Below are 15,860 nucleotides of genomic sequence, written 5' to 3' on the forward strand. Positions count from 1 at the left end.
GAGAGGCAGTTAAAGCCCGCCAAGTTTTTCCAACAGTTTGTTTTTCAGCTTCTCTTTTTGGGTTTCGACTTTATCTTTCAGCTGGCCTTCCAATAAAGCTTTGGTATCCAGTGAATACTTAGGATTTTGCATAGTACCGCTGATTTTAAGAGGGATTTCAACACCTGCCAGATCATCCTTCTCTTTACCACCCTGGCCTTTTGACGTATTTACCAATGCGATACTTAGCTGATAATCCAATTCTTCATTCAGTAAGTTAGCTGAACCTTTGCCTGCAAGTCGTAACAAAGGGGCTGCCATTTTTAAATCAGGGTTCGACAACACCCCATCAGTCAGGTTAAAACTGCCGGTTAAGCTGGAGAAATCGGTTTTTTGCTCTGCATTGTCTGTAGTTTGTGCTTCGTTTTTCAATGTAGCTTTGGCGTTTCTAATCATTTGCGCGATATTCACGCCATATAAAGAACCATCCGTGACGTCAAAACTGCCTGTAGCCAGCAGGTTTTTCTTGATCTGCTCCGGTAATAAACTATGACCTTTGCCTTCGATGGTCAATTTTGCTGTGCCACTTAATAAATCAATAGCAGCGCCATCCATCAGCATAGGCCGCAGCGCCAGGCCGGACAGTTGTTTATTGAAGCTATAGCTGGCAGGTGTTTTGCGGGCATCCAGTGTAGCTTTGGCCAGAACTTTGCCTTGGTATAAATCTGCGCTGGCGTTTTGAATTTGAACCAGCCCCGCTTTATTGATCAATTCCAATTGCAGGTTTTCTGTATGCAGGCCCGCAGCTTTTAATGTCTTCACTGCCAGTTTTAAATCCAGATCAAATTGGCGCAGCGCTGATAAATCAGGTTCGGCGTTGTTTTGCTGAGCTGTCGTACTTGCCTGCTCCTCGCTGTTGTCAGAGATGTAAGAAGCGGTGTCCACTTCATCCAGCTGCAGATCCAGTTTAATCACCGCTTGTTTAACGAAATTCACTGACAGTTGGCCTGAACCTTTGATCTGATCCAGTTGTAACTTTTTCCACTGCCACTCCAGCTGTTTTTTATCCAGAGCCAGTTTTAACTCTGTCTTTAGAGAAAGCTGTTTGACAGGGCCTCCGGTAAAATCAGTCTCTAGGACAAAGTCTTTCAGCTGCACTAACTGATTGTTTTCACTCAATTGCAATTGCGCAGAACCTTTGACATCCAGCTGGGTTTGGCCAGACAACACGACCAGTTCAAAGTCCAATGGCGCCCATTCGTTGGCTTTAAAATCAGTTAATTTCAGTGATTTCAAGCTTAATCGCTGCTCTGGACTGTCTTCACTCAACAGATTTAATTGCAGATTGCTTATGGATAGATCCTGCACTTGCAGTTGTTGGCTGGTTGCAGGTCCAGTTTCTGTGGGAGCAGTGCTTTTATCTGCAGTCAGGCCATCCATACTGGAACTGCCGTCTTTTCGGCTGACAAGATTGGCAGTGACACCATCTAAATGCAGCTGCTGAATTTGCAAATCCTTATTAAACAGTGGCATCAAAGCTACTGCAGCGGTTAAATCAGATACTTCCAGCATTTGCTCTGGTGCAAAACCCTTTGGATTGGATAATTTTACATCGGTCAGTGACAGCCCAAGACTAGGGTAAATGGTCCAGCTAATATCCCCTGCTATCTGCAGTTCTCGTCCGGTTTGCTGTTCAACTTTTTTGGTGATTTCCGCTTTAAAGTCATTTAAATCAAACACGACCAGTAGATAAAAGGCAGCTACTGCGATAAAACCTGCCACGACCGCGAGCAGCCATTTAAACCAATTCATATCCATCTTCCTTTGGGTGAAGTTATTAAAAAGCTAATGGCTAGCATAGCTCAATGGCATAAACCTAAGCTGAACTTGATAGTTTTTATTGGGTTATATTACTGGAGGGGCGAAAAATGACATTCAGCTCGTTTTTATAGAAAGAGATTTAGATGAAAATAGACAGGGACAGGTGATGTCCTCCCTGTCCCTGAATTTTAAAAAGATGCTCTAAAGCAATTGCAGTAGCTGTTGCAATGGATGTTTAGGCTTGACGCCTTCCAAACGTTTCACCTGACTACGACAAGAAAAACCTGTCACCAACACTTGATCGGCACCGGTGTTTTGCACAGGTTGTTGCCAGCTCATCTCGTACAGTGCTTTGCTGTTAGCCAAATTTTGCGCTTCATGGCCATAAGTACCGGCCATACCGCAGCAGCCGACAGACAGAGCTTTGAGTTCTAACCCAGCTTTGGCATAAATCTGCTTCCACTGATTTTCAGTCGCTGGCAGCGCCGTTTTTTCGGTGCAATGTGCCAGTAAACTAAAGCTCTGCTGGCTCTGAATAGCAGGTAAGTCTTGTTTCACTAACCATTCGTGGAATAAAGCCACCTGATAATCACCGCGTTGATTGCCTAAGGTTTTGACATACTCGTCGCGATACACCAGCACTAAGGATGCATCCAGGCCTAACAGCGGTGCACCTAAGGCTGCCACCTGATTTAAAAAATCAGAAGCTGTTTTTGCTGTTTTCGCAAAATCGCGTAAGAAGCCTTTAACGTGCTGCGGTTTACCGTTGGGTAAAAATGGCAACAACACAGGCCTAAACCCCAGTTTCTCTATCAGCTTCAGCGCGTCAGCCACTAAATCAGCTTCGTAGAAGCTGGTAAAAGGGTCCTGCACCAACAGCACCAACTTTTGCTTTTCAGCGTCTGGCAGAGCTTGCAGCACCGTTAAATCAAAGCTGTAGTTGCCCTCTACTCTTTGCTTTAAGGTCGGAACCGATAATTGTGGTGTATCGACATAACCCACTGTCTTTTTCAGCAGGCTTGCCATCCAGCCTTGCCGCAGGAAAAAATTGACCAGTTTTGGCATGCTGGCCAAAAGTGGTGCCGAACGCTCAATATTTCCGACCAGATAATCTTTGGCCGGACGTAAATAACGGCTGTGATACAGCTGAATAAAACGGGCACGGAAGGATGGCACATCCACTTTAATTGGGCACTGGCCAGCACAGGCTTTACAGGCCAGACAGCCTTCCATTGCCTCCATCACTTCATGGGAGAAATCATACTGGCCCTGCTTTTTCTGCCAGCTGTTTTTGATTTTGGCAACTACACCAGACAGCGTCTGAGATTTATTCAGAAGCTCTTGCTCCTGCGCTAATACATCCACGCCCTGATTGCTCATCAGGCGCAGCCATTCACGCATTAATCCCGCTCTGCCTTTGGGGCTGTGCCGTCTGTCTTTGGTGACTTTACTGGACGGGCACATAGGTGAATTTTCTTCGTAGTTAAAACAAAGGCCATTGCCGTTACAATTTAAACTGCTGTCAAAACTCTCTTTTACGACAACAGGAATTTGCCTGTCATAAAACCCACGTTTGACATCATCCACACTAACCAATTGTTCGCTGCTGTCGATAGGCGTACAGATTTTGCCAGGGTTGACACGGTTAAAGGGGTCAAACGCGGTTTTGATTTTACGCAGCTCAGTAAACAGCGCTTCGCCAAAAAACTCAGGACCATATTCACTTCTATAGCCTTTGCCATGCTCGCCCCACATCAGACCGCCGTATTTAGCGGTTAGTTTGACCACCTGGTCTGATATAACGCGTAACTGCTTTTCCTGCTCCGGGTCACACATATCCAAAGCTGGACGAACATGCAGCACACCAGCATCAACATGACCAAACATGCCGTAGGTCAGACCATGGCTGTCCAGTAGGGCACGGAACTCCATAATAAAATCAGCCAGATTTTCCGGAGGAACCGCAGTATCTTCCGTAAAAGGAATTGGTTTTTTGCTGCCTTTGGCGTTGCCTAAAAGGCCAACTGACTTTTTGCGCATCGCATAAATATGGTTAATAGCGTTGTTGTCAAAGGTGAGCTGATAACCAATGATGCCCGACTCGCCTTTTGCAAGCGACTGCTGCAGCCGTGCTTCTAACTGCTGAACCTTTTGCGCCATATCGGCTTCGTCTTCAGCATTGTATTCAACCATGTTCAGGCCAAGCATGGTCTTACCTGGCACATCTTCAATAAAGTCTTTGACCTGATGCCAAATAATATCGTTACGTGCTAAATCCAGCACTTTGCTGTCGACAGTTTCCACTGAAGTCGCCTGAGCTGCTACTAAAAATGGCGCATTACGCAGCGCACTTTCAAAGCTGTCGTACTTTACATTGACCAGACATTTGTATTTGGCTATGGGCGTGATATTGAGTTTGGCCTCAACCACAAAACCCAAAGAGCCTTCAGAGCCTGTAATAACCCGGGATAGATCAAACTGGCTTAGATCATCATTAAACACATGCTCTAAGTCATAGCCCGTTAAAAAACGATTTAAACGCGGAAAGGTTTCTAAAATATCAGCACGGAAATCGCGGCAACTGGAGATCACCTGACGATAGACCCTTCCAACGCTGTCCTGCCGTTGTGCCAACTGTTCTGCCTGAACTATCGGCATGGCATGAGTATGCAGCGGCGTGCCATCGATCAGCACAGTATCGAGGGATAACACATGATCACTGGTTTTCCCGTACATCAAAGAGCCCTGACCTGAAGCATCTGTGTTGATCATGCCGCCTATAGTCGCGCGGTTTGAGGTGGATAAATCCGGTGAGAAGAAAAAGCCATAGGGTCTTAAAAAGGCATTCAGCTGATCTTTAATCACACCTGCCTGCACCCGCACCCAACGTTCTTTGACATTAATCTCTATGATTTCACGCATATGGCGGGATAAATCGACCACCACTGCAGAGGTTAAGGCCTGACCATTGGTGCCGGTACCGCCGCCTCGAGGCGTGAATTTGATACCGCTAAAACTGACTGTCTGAGCCAAAGAACAAATCAGCTGCACATCAGCAGCTGATTTAGGCAATAACACAGCAGCAGGCAGCTGTTGATAGACGCTGTTGTCTGTGGCAACGGCTAAGCGGCTGGCGTAACTAACTTCAATATCGCCAGCAAATCCAGCAGCTGTTAACGCTGTGATATAAGATTGTACCGATGGATTAAGTGTTTCTGTCGCAGTTAACTTCGGGATCATAAGACGCACCAGATTTAGAACTGGGCCGAGTATACCAAAGAGCAGGATGGATGGTCAGGGCGCTCGAAAAAAATTACAGCCTTTCCAATGCCCTGCTTTGTTTGTATTTGCGGATGAGTCGCTTAGTTGTCGTTTTTACGTTCCAAAACTTCGCCTTCAATCACCCGGCCAGTACCTTCTGACGAACGGCTTGGTTGGTGTTGCTGTGCTTGTTGGAAAAACGACTTACCTTGTTTGCGTAGCTGATGTCTTTTGTATAAAAACACCGGAATAAGTAACCAGCTCAGCATCAATACAAAAAGCAATACACCCATTGCAAACACCAACATAATGCCAGCAACCAGCCACATCAGCATACGGCTGAGTAAACTACCCTGCTGTCTCTGACGGAATAAGGCCTGCCATTGCTGGGTTTGCTGTTGAAAATTCATCTGTTCATTCTCTTCTAAAACGCCTCAATCAGGCTTGATTATGTAATTGGGGCAACAATTTCGAATTACAACACCGCAGGAACAGATACTACGCCTTGATTTGTAACTAACTATAACAAATTTTACTTCAATCAGTAATGATATGTTGTTATGTCATTATGCCTGTTGTAGCTTATTATTTGTACATCTTGTGCATGTGCAATTCACTAACATTGGAGGTAAAAATGAAAATAACAACGTTGTTAAGTGCTGTAACCTTGCTGGTGGCGTCCTGTGGTGTGTTCGCAGGAGGTCAAGGAACTGTGTTGAATGAAGCCTGGACTGCAATGGAGACCGACAGCGCAGTCCAGGTCGATGATAAGTGGGACTACATTCGCTTTTTACCCGTAGAGAGTACGGCGCGTAAATCCGTTTGCTTTGCCTTTTACCCTGGTGGTTTTATCAGTCCCTATGCCTATGCTCCTTATACCAGAGCCTTAGCTGAAGCCGGCTATATCAGCTTTATTTTGAAAGTGCCACTGGGATTCGCGCTATTGGAAATCAATGCAGCTGATGATGCTAAAAAGGATGCTCATGCCACTGCCCACTGTTCCGCCTTTGTTGTAGGCGGACACTCGGTAGGTGGTGTAGCGGCGGTTGAATACATAGTAGATAACCCTGAAGATGGCCTGGTATTGCTGGCATCCTATCCACAAGACAGCACATCCATAGCTACGAGCAACACAATAGTCAGCAGTATTTACGGTACCAATGATTGCCAGACGACTTTAGAAGACATTAATAATTCGACAGATAACTTGCCTTCAGCTACTACGACTTACCTTGAAATCACCGGAGGAAACCATCCACAGTTTGGTTGGTATAGCGACAGTACGACTGGCGAGTGCGCAGCAACCATCAGTCAAGCCGATCAGGCTGCTATTTTTATTAATGAAACTCTGCGTGTGCTTGGTTTATTTGAATAACAGCTTTGCTTTTTCGTAAAAAAGCCCGGCAAAACCGGGCTTTTATTCACTGCGAACAGTTTTTATTGCTGACTGATCTTACAAGGATCCAGTTTCCAGACTTTTTCTACATAGTCTTCAATAGAACGGTCTGAGGTAAATTTACCCATCAGTGCAGTATTAAGAATGGCTTTTTTCGCCCAACCAGCCTGATCACGGTACCAACCGTCCACCTTCTCTTGTGCCTTCACGTATGACTGGAAATCAGCCAGTACTAAATACGGATCGCCGCCTTCAAGCAGGCTGCGTTTAATGGCAGACAATTCACCTGGTTTACCTGGCGTGAAGTAATCCGTTTCCAGCCAGTCCAGAATGGCTTTGATTTCAGCATCCTGATAATAGTAATCCCAGCTATGGTAGCCTTTGGCTTGCAGTGCTTTTACTTCATCCACTGTTAAACCGAAGATAGAAATATTATCCGGCCCTACTTCCTCAGCGATTTCAATGTTTGCACCATCCAGCGTACCTACTGTGATAGCACCGTTTAACGCCAGTTTCATATTACCTGTACCAGAAGCTTCTTTACCTGCGGTAGAGATTTGCTCTGAAACGTCAGCAGCCGGGATCATTTTCTCCGCTAATGTGACACGGTAGTTAGGCATAAAGACCACTTTCAGACGGTTTTTCACCCTTTTGTCGTTGTTGATCTTCTCAGCCACTTTATTGATAGCGTAAATAATTTCTTTGGCCAGCTTGTAACCCGGAGCTGCTTTCGCACCAAACAGGAATACGCGTGGCACCATATCGTAATCCGGGTTTTGCAGAATACGACGGTACAAAGCAAGAATATGCAGCAAGTTCAGATGCTGACGTTTGTATTCATGCAAACGTTTGATTTGAATATCAAAAATAGCATGAGGGTCAATACTGATATTGGTCAGTTTCTTCACTACTGTCGCTAAATCAGCTTTATTTTGCTGTTTGATGGCCATAAAAGCATCCTGAATGGCAGGATCATCAGCAAAAGCAGCAAACTTATTCAGCTGTTTTAAGTCACGTGGCCATTCATCGCCAATAGTTTGGTCAAGTAACTTGGCTAAACGTGGGTTACAGGCTTTTAACCAGCGACGTGGGGTCACACCGTTGGTTACGTTGGTAAATTTATCCGGCCATAATGCAACCATTTCCGGGAATAAATCTGATTTCACCAACTCAGAGTGAATTTCGGCCACACCATTAACACGGAACGAGCCGACCACAGACAAGTGACCCATCCGAACCATAGGTTCATGGCCTTCTTCGATGATAGATAACTTGCGCTTTTTCTCGTTATCACCTGGCCATAACACATCTACTTGTTCAACCAGGAAACGACGGTTAATTTCGTAAATGATTTCTAAATGGCGCGGTAATACTTTTTCAAATAAGCGTACTGACCATTTTTCCAGAGCCTCTGGTAACAAGGTATGGTTGGTGTAAGCAAATACGTTCTGACAAATATTCCAGGCCTCGTCCCAGCTCATTTCAGCCCGGTCCACCAGAATACGCATCAGTTCAGGAATAGCTACAGCAGGGTGAGTATCATTCAGTTGGATCGCCACCTGGTCCGGGAACTTACTCCAGTCATCACCATTAGCCCGTTTGTAACGACGGATAATGTCTTTCAATGAACATGAGCAGAAGAAATACTGCTGAATTAAGCGTAACTCTTTACCTGCGTCCGTTTCATCATTTGGATACAGTACTTTGGAGATGGTTTCAGCTTCGATGTTCTGACGTGCCGCGTCGATGTAGCCGCCTGAGTTAAATACGTCCCAGTTGAAGAAGTCACTGGCTCGGCTTTCCCACAGGCGTAAAACGTTGACTGAGCTGCCCTGATAACCAACCACAGGAATATCCCAAGGCACACCTTTGATAATACGGCCAGGGTGCCAGACCTTTTTCATTTTGCCTTGCAGGTCGTAAGTTGTTTCGACGTAACCGTAGACTGAGATTTCCTGAATAGACTCAGGACGGCAAATCTCCCACGGGTTACCATATTCACGCCAGCTGTCCGGACGTTCAATTTGACGACCATCTGAAAACTCTTGTTTGAACAAACCGTTTTCGTAATGAATACCATAACCTATGGCCGGGTAATTTAAAGTCGCCATAGAGTCAATAAAACAAGCTGCTAAACGACCTAAACCACCGTTACCCAACGCCATGTCTTCTTCCTGATCTTCCAGATCAGCGATATTCAAGCCAAGCTCAGCCAACGCAGTTTTAGCTGCGTCATAGACGCCTAAGTTGTGCAGATTGTTGCTGAACAAACGGCCCATTAAATATTCAAGACTGAAATAATGCACAGCGCGGGTGTTTTGTTGGTAGTGAGTACGCTGAGTGTTACGCAGACCATCGTATACGTATTCGTTGACTGCAGCACAGGTAGCTCGCCACCAGGCTTGTGGGCTGGCCTTATTTACATCTGTGCCAAGGCTACCGTGCAAGTGTTTAATAATATTATTTTTTAGTTCTTCCGTGCTTGGAAGGTCCGCAATAGCCACTGAAGCTGTTGCCTTTGAAGTCGTTTTTTTCATTGCCAAATCCCGGTTTGATGAGCGGTGAGCCGCTTTTTTTTATAACTGTGTTTGTAGAAAAATTACAAAAATGGCGGACAATAGTCAAGAATTAGCAAAAATAAAGCCTGTCACCGTAATTTTATTACAACACGCTAACAGGCTGTTTCAGGTGCTTAAATTGCGTCGAACACCTTATCCACAAAGGCTTTGGCGTCAGATTCAAGCTGCATTAAATGCGTTTGATCCACAAAACTTTCTAAATAAATTTTGTAGCTATTTTCTGTACCGGAGGGCCGTGCGGCGAACCAGCCATTTTTCGTAACGACCTTCACACCACCAATACTGGCACCATTACCTGATGCTTTTGTAAGCACTGCAAATATGGTATCGCCTGCCAGTTCTGTCTGTTTTACACTGCTGACATCCAGATTTTTCAGTGCTGCTTTTTGCTCAGCAGAAGCTGCTGCATCCAGACGACGATACAAAGGCGAACCAAACTCTTTGGTCAGTGCCTGGTACTGCTGATAAGGATCGACTCCGGTTTTTGCCAGCATTTCTGCCGCCAATAATCCCAGAATAAAACCGTCTTTATCTGTTGACCACACTGTGCCATCAAAGCGCAGGAAACTAGCCCCCGCACTTTCTTCACCACCAAAAGATACAGTGCCGTTATACAAGCCATCGACAAACCATTTAAAGCCTACTGGTACTTCATAGACTTTACGACCACGGCCTTCGGTGACTCTGTCGATCAGAGCAGAAGACACCAGCGTTTTGCCTATAGCCAGGCTGGTTGACCATAAAGGTCGATTGCTTAATAAATAGTTGATCGCCACAGCCAGATAATGATTTGGATTCATCAGGCCGCCACTGCGGGTCACTATGCCATGACGGTCAAAATCCGGATCGTTGCCAATAGCTACATCAAACTGATCTTTGAGTTGGATTAAATTTGCCATCGCATAAGCGGAGGAGCAATCCATGCGGATTTTTCCATCTTTATCCAAAGGCATAAAGCTAAAAGCCGGGTCAACCCGTTCATTGACTACTCTAATATTCAAACCATAGGTTTTGGCAATCACAGGCCAAAACGCTATGCCTGAACCACCTAGAGGGTCGACACCTATTTTCACACCAGCTTTGGCAATAGCAGCCATATCGATCACGTTAGCCAGATCATCCACATAAGGCTGGACATAATCCATTTTGACACACAAAGGCGACTGCAGCGCTGCTTCATAACCGATCTGCTTCACACCATTTAACTGAGTAGCCAGCAAATCATTGGCACGCTTTTGGATCCAATCTGTGGCGTCAGTGTCCGCAGGACCGCCATGAGGTGGATTGTATTTAATGCCACCATCTTCCGGCGGATTATGCGAAGGTGTAATGATTAAACCATCAGCCAAATCGCTGGTACGGCCTTTGTTATAAGCCAAAATTGCATGGGAAATCACAGGTGTAGGCGTAAAACCGCCGTCTTGCTGAATATGGGTTGTTACGCCATTGGCAATCAGCACCTGTAATGCAGTGACAAATGCAGCCTCTGATAAGCCATGCGTGTCTTTGCCCAGAAATAACGGTCCGCTAAAGCCCTGTTGTTTGCGATACTCAGCAACGGCCTGCACTATGGCTAAAATATGCTGCTCGTTGAAAGACTTGAGTAGAGCGCCTCCCCTGTGGCCCGAAGTACCAAAACTAACCTGCTGACTGGCGATGGCCACATCAGGGGTCAGACTGTAATAAGCGGCCATCAATTGCGCTATATTAGGTAACACGGCAGCTGGTGCTGTTTGCCCAGCCAGCGGATGTAACGACATAAACTCTCCTTATAACAAATCGCGGATCCGTTCTACCTCTGCTGCGTCGTAGCCAAGTTTAGTGGCCACTTCGGTCAGCATCATTTTTTTGCGTGTGGTGTTCGAATTTGTGATCACCCAAAAATCCGTATTTGGAATAGGTTTTGGATTGGTACTGCTGCCCGCCTCTAATAATGAAGCCTCGGACTGACCAAAATATAATCTGTTACGGCCTTTAATTTCCAGTACCTGAGCAAAATCACCACGGTGGGCGCGGGATAATGCCGATAAAATAAACAAAAACCGGCCAACAACACTTTGTTCAGCAGACAGATCCTGTGGGCTAATAAAATCAAAAACAGAACTCGATTTACCTACAGGAACAGCTGAAGCAACTGCTTTTTCGACTACCGCCTGTGCAGCCGGTTTTACTTCTGGCTTAGTCTCCTCTTTTACCTGTACTTCAGTCGTTTTTTGTGCAACTGGTACAACCGGAGCTTGCGCTTCTGTCAGGCTAACAATCAGTAAACGGCGCAGAATATCAGAGGCGCTTTCACCAATCTGTTGAGTCTGACTGGCGATAAATTGATAAAGATCGTCATCTATTTCGATGGTTTTCATGAAGTTAGTCCGCATTTTAAAAGTGAAGCCATTATATACCCTTCGTACTTGAAGCTGCAGCTTTGTTGACTGCGCGCTTTCCCCCAGTCACATAGGTGAACTATGCTCCTGGGCTCTCAATCACTTGTCGCCTCCCTGCAACACCAATTACTTTGGCTATACAAAGAGGTAGTCGCTGACGCCAGCCAGCAGTTTTGCTACCATGCAACAATGTCATAAATAAGGTCGTTAAATCGGAAAAAATAATGATATTACATACCGAGATCACAGGCCAAGGTCAAGCTATTGTATTGATCCACGGCCTTTTTGGTAGTTACGAGAACCTCGGCGTGATTGCCCGTGCTTTGGCAGGACATTGGCAAGTGGTCAATCTGGACATGCGTAATCATGGTCGCTCTGATTGGCAAGATACCATGTCCTATGCGTTGATGGCAGAGGATATCAAAGATACTCTCGATCATTTAGGTTTGGATAAGGTGGCATTATTAGGGCATTCGATGGGGGGCAAAATTTCGATGGAATTTGCATTACGCTATCCTCAGCGTGTGAATAAATTGATTTTGGCCGATATATCGCCAGTGCAAAACAGGCCACGCCACCTTGAAATATTGTCCGCGCTGGACAGTATCGATCTGAGCAATTTACAAAGCAGGCAACAAGCAGATCAGCAGTTAGCTTTGTCTATAGCCGAAACCGGAGTACGGCAGTTTTTGCTCAAAAGCTTATATAAAGAAGATGAACGATTCCGCTGGCGCTTTAATATTAAAGCTCTGATCGCTAATTATCAGCAGTTGTTAGAGGCTCCACCAAGCAAAGGCCCCTACACAGGCCCAACGCTTTTTATTAAAGGCGCAGAATCGGATTATCTGTTGCCAGAGCATCAAAGCCTGATCCAGCAATTGTTTCCACAGAGTAAAGCAAAAGTCATTATGGGCACAGGACATTGGTTGCACGCCGAAAAACCTGTAGCTTTTGCAAAAATTGTCACAGACTTTTTATTGAGTTAACGCAATTAATTCCCAATAAAATTGTGCTATAGTGCGCGCAATTTTTAAGGGCTGATGAGTCATTATGAATATTGAGCAGTTTGAGACTCTGGGTCTTTTTCTGGGTGTAGGTGCCCTGTATCTGTTTATTGTGATGGCCATTTGGGATGTACTGAAAAAAAGTAACGCCCCTCGTTTTGGCAAAATTTTTGTGTGGTTAGTGCTGTTTTTATCACCAGCAGCTTTTTTAGCTAAAGTGATTTTTGAGTTTTTTGTCGAATAAATGAGGTGCGCGACATGGCTAAAATAGCCACAGATCGCACAACAATAGATTTGTTTGCGCATGAAAAACGTCCCGGCCGGCCAAGGACCAACCCTTTGCCACGGGAAGAACAGCTCAAGCTGAACAAGCGCAATCAAATCAAACGCGATCGAAGTAAAGGTTTAAAGCGTATAGAGTGCAAAGTGTCTGAACAGTTGTATGAACAGCTGAGTTTGTCTGCAGAGCAACAGAATATGACACGTAGCGCCTATATAGAATGGGTTTTAGAACAAGCGTTGACCAGGTAGAAGGCGAAAGTTATGGCAACTGTAGGTATATTTTTTGGTAGCGATACAGGTAACACTGAACATATCGCAAAAATGATTCAAAAAGAGCTGGGCAAGCATTTGTTTGATGTGATGGATATTGCCAAAAGCACAAAAGAACAAATTGCCGGTTATGATTTGTTGCTGTTAGGCATTCCAACCTGGTATTACGGTGAAGCCCAATGTGATTGGGACGACTTCTTCCCAGAGCTGGAAAATATCGACTTTAACAACAAGTTAGTAGCGATTTTTGGCTGTGGTGATCAGGAAGATTACGCCGAATATTTTCTGGATGCTATGGGCACCCTACGCGATATTATCGAACCTAAAGGCGCCATCATTGTTGGTCACTGGCCAACCAAAGGCTACAACTTTGTCGCTTCCAAAGCACTGGCAGACAACGATCATTTTGTCGGTTTAGGCATAGACGAAGACCGTCAGCCAGAACTGACGGAACAACGTGTCAAACAATGGTGTAAGCAGATTTATGATGAACTGAGCTTAAAAGAGCTCGAGAATCTGTAATCTCTAAGGGTCAGAGTTTCAACTCTGACCTTTTTGTTTTATTGAGATGGAACGCGATATTTAGGCTTTTTCCGAATATATACTTTACGTTTAACCTCGCACACCAACTCACCTTTACTGTCTTTAACATGCACGACAAAATCAGGGAAAAACTTATCCCCTGCTTCGGTTTGATGTTTGATGTGCTCAAGTTCGCTATCCGTCAGCAAAAATTCAGCAGTTAACTTACCGCGGCCTGGTGTGATGTAGTTAATATCGGCCTGCTTATCCCACACCATATATTCTTTGCCCAAAGCCCCCATCAACATTAAAGGATAAATAGGATCAGTCATCGCAAACATAGAACCCCCAAACTGGCTGCTATTGATATTGCGCGTCCAGGGCCGGTTTTTCAGCTCTACCTTGCACCATCTATAGTCCAGCGACAACTCCACCACCTTAATGCCTGTGAAAAAAAATGGTGGCCACAAATTTAATAAATGCCGCATCACGGCCGGATTAAACGCCCAACGCATAAGAAACCTCTGGTAAGACCTGTTGAGCAAGATTCTAACGTCTTGTTTGAGCTTTGTCTGCGCTTTGCTGCTATCAACGGGCAGATTTATAGGTTGCTTCTGTCGGTAATGGCCTTATAATCATTTGAAATTCAAGAAAGAGTAGAACAGTCCATGTCAGATCATAATACCGAATTACGTAAAGCAGGCCTCAAAGTTACCCTGCCACGAGTGAAAATCCTCGATATTTTGCAAGATCCTAATCATCAGCATATCAGCGCTGAAGACGTGTATAAGATTTTGCTCGAATTAGGCGAAGATATTGGTCTGGCGACTGTATACCGTGTATTAAACCAATTTGATGATGCAGGTATAGTGTCCCGCCACCATTTTGAAGGTGGCAAATCGGTGTTTGAATTAAGCCGTATGGATCACCACGATCATCTGGTGTGCTTAAACTGCGGTAAAGTCATTGAGTTTGAAGATGATGATATCGAACGTAAGCAACTGGAAATTTCTGAGAAAAATGGCATTAAATTAACTCACCACAGCTTGTATCTGTATGGTGAGTGCGTGGATAAAAAGTCCTGCGAAGAAACCCGTAACAGCAAATAAGTCACTGACTTGGTTGAACGTGCTACATCGCCGAAAATATGTTCCTGCATTTTCGGCATACCGTACGTCCTGTACATCGCCTAAAATACGCTCCTGCATTTTCGGCATACCGTACGTCCTGTACATAAACCGGCTGCTATGCCGGTTTTTTTGTGCCTGTTAAAATCTGTTCTGTTAAATACTCCACTTCATTGGCCCAGCAGCACTCAGGCCTTGGTTGGCGCACACCAAACTGGCCTTTGAGCGGCCTGCAATGAGTAATGGCATTTCGAAGCAATTCAGGCACTTCAGCCACACCATAACAAGCGCCGAGTAAAGCGCCGGCTACTGCCGCATTGTTGGCGGTATCTCCGCCTCTTTTCAGAGTATCCAGCATGCCATCCAGATAATCCTGGGCATACAACAGCTGCCAGATAGCGTTTTGAAAACACACCAAAACAGTTGTATCACACATTTCGGCATCAGTCGGAGGCATAAACAGCGCCTGATCAATAGTACGTATAATGCGTTTGTCCACTTTCAGCTGTGACGCCCAGTCTTTGATCAATTGGTATAACTCATCAGCACTACAATCGTTTTCCAGCACATGACCAAGTGCCATCACATACAAACCACTGACTTGCTGGCACAACATATTGGGATGAGTTAACGCGGTATCAGCCATAGCCCAGGCCGCTAACTGGGGTAAAGACTGATAAGGCACCATCAAAGCCACAGCACCTACGCGAGCTAAAGCAGTAGTAGCACAAGACTCTTCGTCCGGTTCACTCAACAAAGCGCGCTTTAATTCATCTGGTACAGAAAAGGGTTCAGTTCTGAGCCAGTATTCATAAGCTTGCCAGGCCCCGTCTTCCTGGTACTCACCATAATGCGCTAACAATCGACAGAGCAACACAGCAAGCTCACCGCTGTCGGTCGGTTGACCTGACAAGGTCTGCCAGGGGTTTTGCAATAAAATTTCACTCAGATCAAGGCCTAGCCGCTCTTCACGTTCATTTTGCTCAAGACCTTCAACGGCGGAGCCTAAAACCTCTCCTGCCAATAAGCCATACATCAAACCAAGGGCTTTGGATTTGAGCACCGGATCGCTCATGCTGACCTCCGTTGTGAGTAAGCCTTAAGCGGCTAATTTTTATACTTAGCTAATTTATAAGGTATTGCAGCCAAGAAGCCAAGTACTTCGCTTTAAAATCAATTAAATAGCTCATATTCAAAAATAAAAAAGCCAGCATTAAAGCTGGCTTTTGGTTCCATCA

14 protein-coding genes are annotated in these 15,860 nt (G+C 45.2%); 6 read left to right on the top strand and 8 right to left on the bottom strand.

The genetic code is table 11. The annotated features are described in order from the left end of the window. Window positions 1–9: 9 nt before the first annotated feature. The 3 genes from EK374_RS10490 to EK374_RS10500 form a co-directional block, all read right to left on the bottom strand. Complete coding sequence (locus EK374_RS10490; protein ID WP_127022957.1) at window positions 10–1,791, bottom strand: AsmA family protein; 1,782 nt, start codon at window positions 1,789–1,791, stop codon at window positions 10–12. 210 nt (window positions 1,792–2,001) lie between these two features. Further along, a complete protein-coding gene (gene ydiJ / locus EK374_RS10495; RefSeq protein ID WP_127022960.1) occupies window positions 2,002–5,040 on the bottom strand; it encodes a D-2-hydroxyglutarate dehydrogenase YdiJ in 3,039 nt (1,012 codons plus the stop codon). Window positions 5,041–5,162: 122 nt separating this feature from the next. Further along, a complete protein-coding gene (locus tag EK374_RS10500; RefSeq protein ID WP_127022963.1) occupies window positions 5,163–5,471 on the bottom strand; it encodes a hypothetical protein in 309 nt (102 codons plus the stop codon). Between the two features lie 224 nt (window positions 5,472–5,695). On the opposite strand from EK374_RS10500, the gene EK374_RS10505 reads away from it, so the two are divergent. Next, window positions 5,696–6,436: an alpha/beta hydrolase gene (locus tag EK374_RS10505; RefSeq protein ID WP_164731859.1), complete on the top strand. Its 741-nt coding sequence runs from the start codon at window positions 5,696–5,698 to the stop codon at window positions 6,434–6,436. A gap of 62 nt (window positions 6,437–6,498) precedes the next feature. Here EK374_RS10505 and EK374_RS10510 read toward each other — a convergent pair whose 3' ends face one another. The 3 genes from EK374_RS10510 to seqA form a co-directional block, all read right to left on the bottom strand. After that, a complete protein-coding gene (locus EK374_RS10510) occupies window positions 6,499–8,994 on the bottom strand; it encodes a glycogen/starch/alpha-glucan phosphorylase (protein ID WP_127022977.1) in 2,496 nt (831 codons plus the stop codon). A 155-nt stretch (window positions 8,995–9,149) separates the two neighbouring features. Continuing rightward, window positions 9,150–10,796: a phosphoglucomutase (alpha-D-glucose-1,6-bisphosphate-dependent) gene (gene pgm, locus EK374_RS10515; protein WP_127022980.1), complete on the bottom strand. Its 1,647-nt coding sequence runs from the start codon at window positions 10,794–10,796 to the stop codon at window positions 9,150–9,152. Window positions 10,797–10,805: 9 nt separating this feature from the next. Then, the gene (seqA, locus tag EK374_RS10520; RefSeq protein WP_127022983.1) at window positions 10,806–11,396 is read right to left on the bottom strand and encodes a replication initiation negative regulator SeqA; all 591 of its coding nucleotides are present in this window, start codon (window positions 11,394–11,396) and stop codon (window positions 10,806–10,808) included. 245 nt (window positions 11,397–11,641) lie between these two features. On the opposite strand from seqA, the gene EK374_RS10525 reads away from it, so the two are divergent. The 4 genes from EK374_RS10525 to fldA all read left to right on the top strand — a co-directional run bounded on the left by EK374_RS10525 (window position 11,642) and on the right by fldA (window position 13,495). Then, a complete protein-coding gene (locus tag EK374_RS10525; RefSeq protein WP_127022987.1) occupies window positions 11,642–12,403 on the top strand; it encodes an alpha/beta fold hydrolase in 762 nt (253 codons plus the stop codon). A gap of 64 nt (window positions 12,404–12,467) precedes the next feature. Then, a complete protein-coding gene (locus EK374_RS10530; RefSeq protein ID WP_053426051.1) occupies window positions 12,468–12,665 on the top strand; it encodes a DUF2788 domain-containing protein in 198 nt (65 codons plus the stop codon). A 14-nt stretch (window positions 12,666–12,679) separates the two neighbouring features. Then, on the top strand, window positions 12,680–12,952 hold the full coding sequence (gene ybfE / locus EK374_RS10535; protein WP_127022990.1) for a LexA regulated protein: 273 nt from the start codon (window positions 12,680–12,682) through the stop codon (window positions 12,950–12,952). A 12-nt stretch (window positions 12,953–12,964) separates the two neighbouring features. Continuing rightward, a complete protein-coding gene (fldA, locus tag EK374_RS10540) occupies window positions 12,965–13,495 on the top strand; it encodes a flavodoxin FldA (RefSeq protein ID WP_127022993.1) in 531 nt (176 codons plus the stop codon). Window positions 13,496–13,533: 38 nt separating this feature from the next. Here the strand turns inward: fldA and EK374_RS10545 are convergent, their stop codons facing one another. Then, window positions 13,534–14,010 (bottom strand): DUF4442 domain-containing protein, encoded by a 477-nt coding sequence (locus EK374_RS10545; protein WP_127022996.1) that lies wholly within the window; start codon window positions 14,008–14,010, stop codon window positions 13,534–13,536. 153 nt (window positions 14,011–14,163) lie between these two features. On the opposite strand from EK374_RS10545, the gene fur reads away from it, so the two are divergent. Beyond that, entirely contained in the window at window positions 14,164–14,604 is a 441-nt protein-coding gene (gene fur, locus EK374_RS10550) for a ferric iron uptake transcriptional regulator (RefSeq protein WP_127022998.1), read from the top strand. Window positions 14,605–14,740: 136 nt separating this feature from the next. On the opposite strand, the gene EK374_RS10555 is transcribed toward fur, so the two are convergent. Then, window positions 14,741–15,697, bottom strand: coding sequence for an ADP-ribosylglycohydrolase family protein (locus tag EK374_RS10555; RefSeq protein WP_127023000.1), 957 nt, complete (start codon window positions 15,695–15,697; stop codon window positions 14,741–14,743). Window positions 15,698–15,860 lie beyond the last annotated feature (163 nt).

Origin of the sequence: Rheinheimera mangrovi (assembly GCF_003990335.1) — a bacterium.
Taxonomy (GTDB): Bacteria; Pseudomonadota; Gammaproteobacteria; order Enterobacterales; family Alteromonadaceae; genus Pararheinheimera; species Pararheinheimera mangrovi.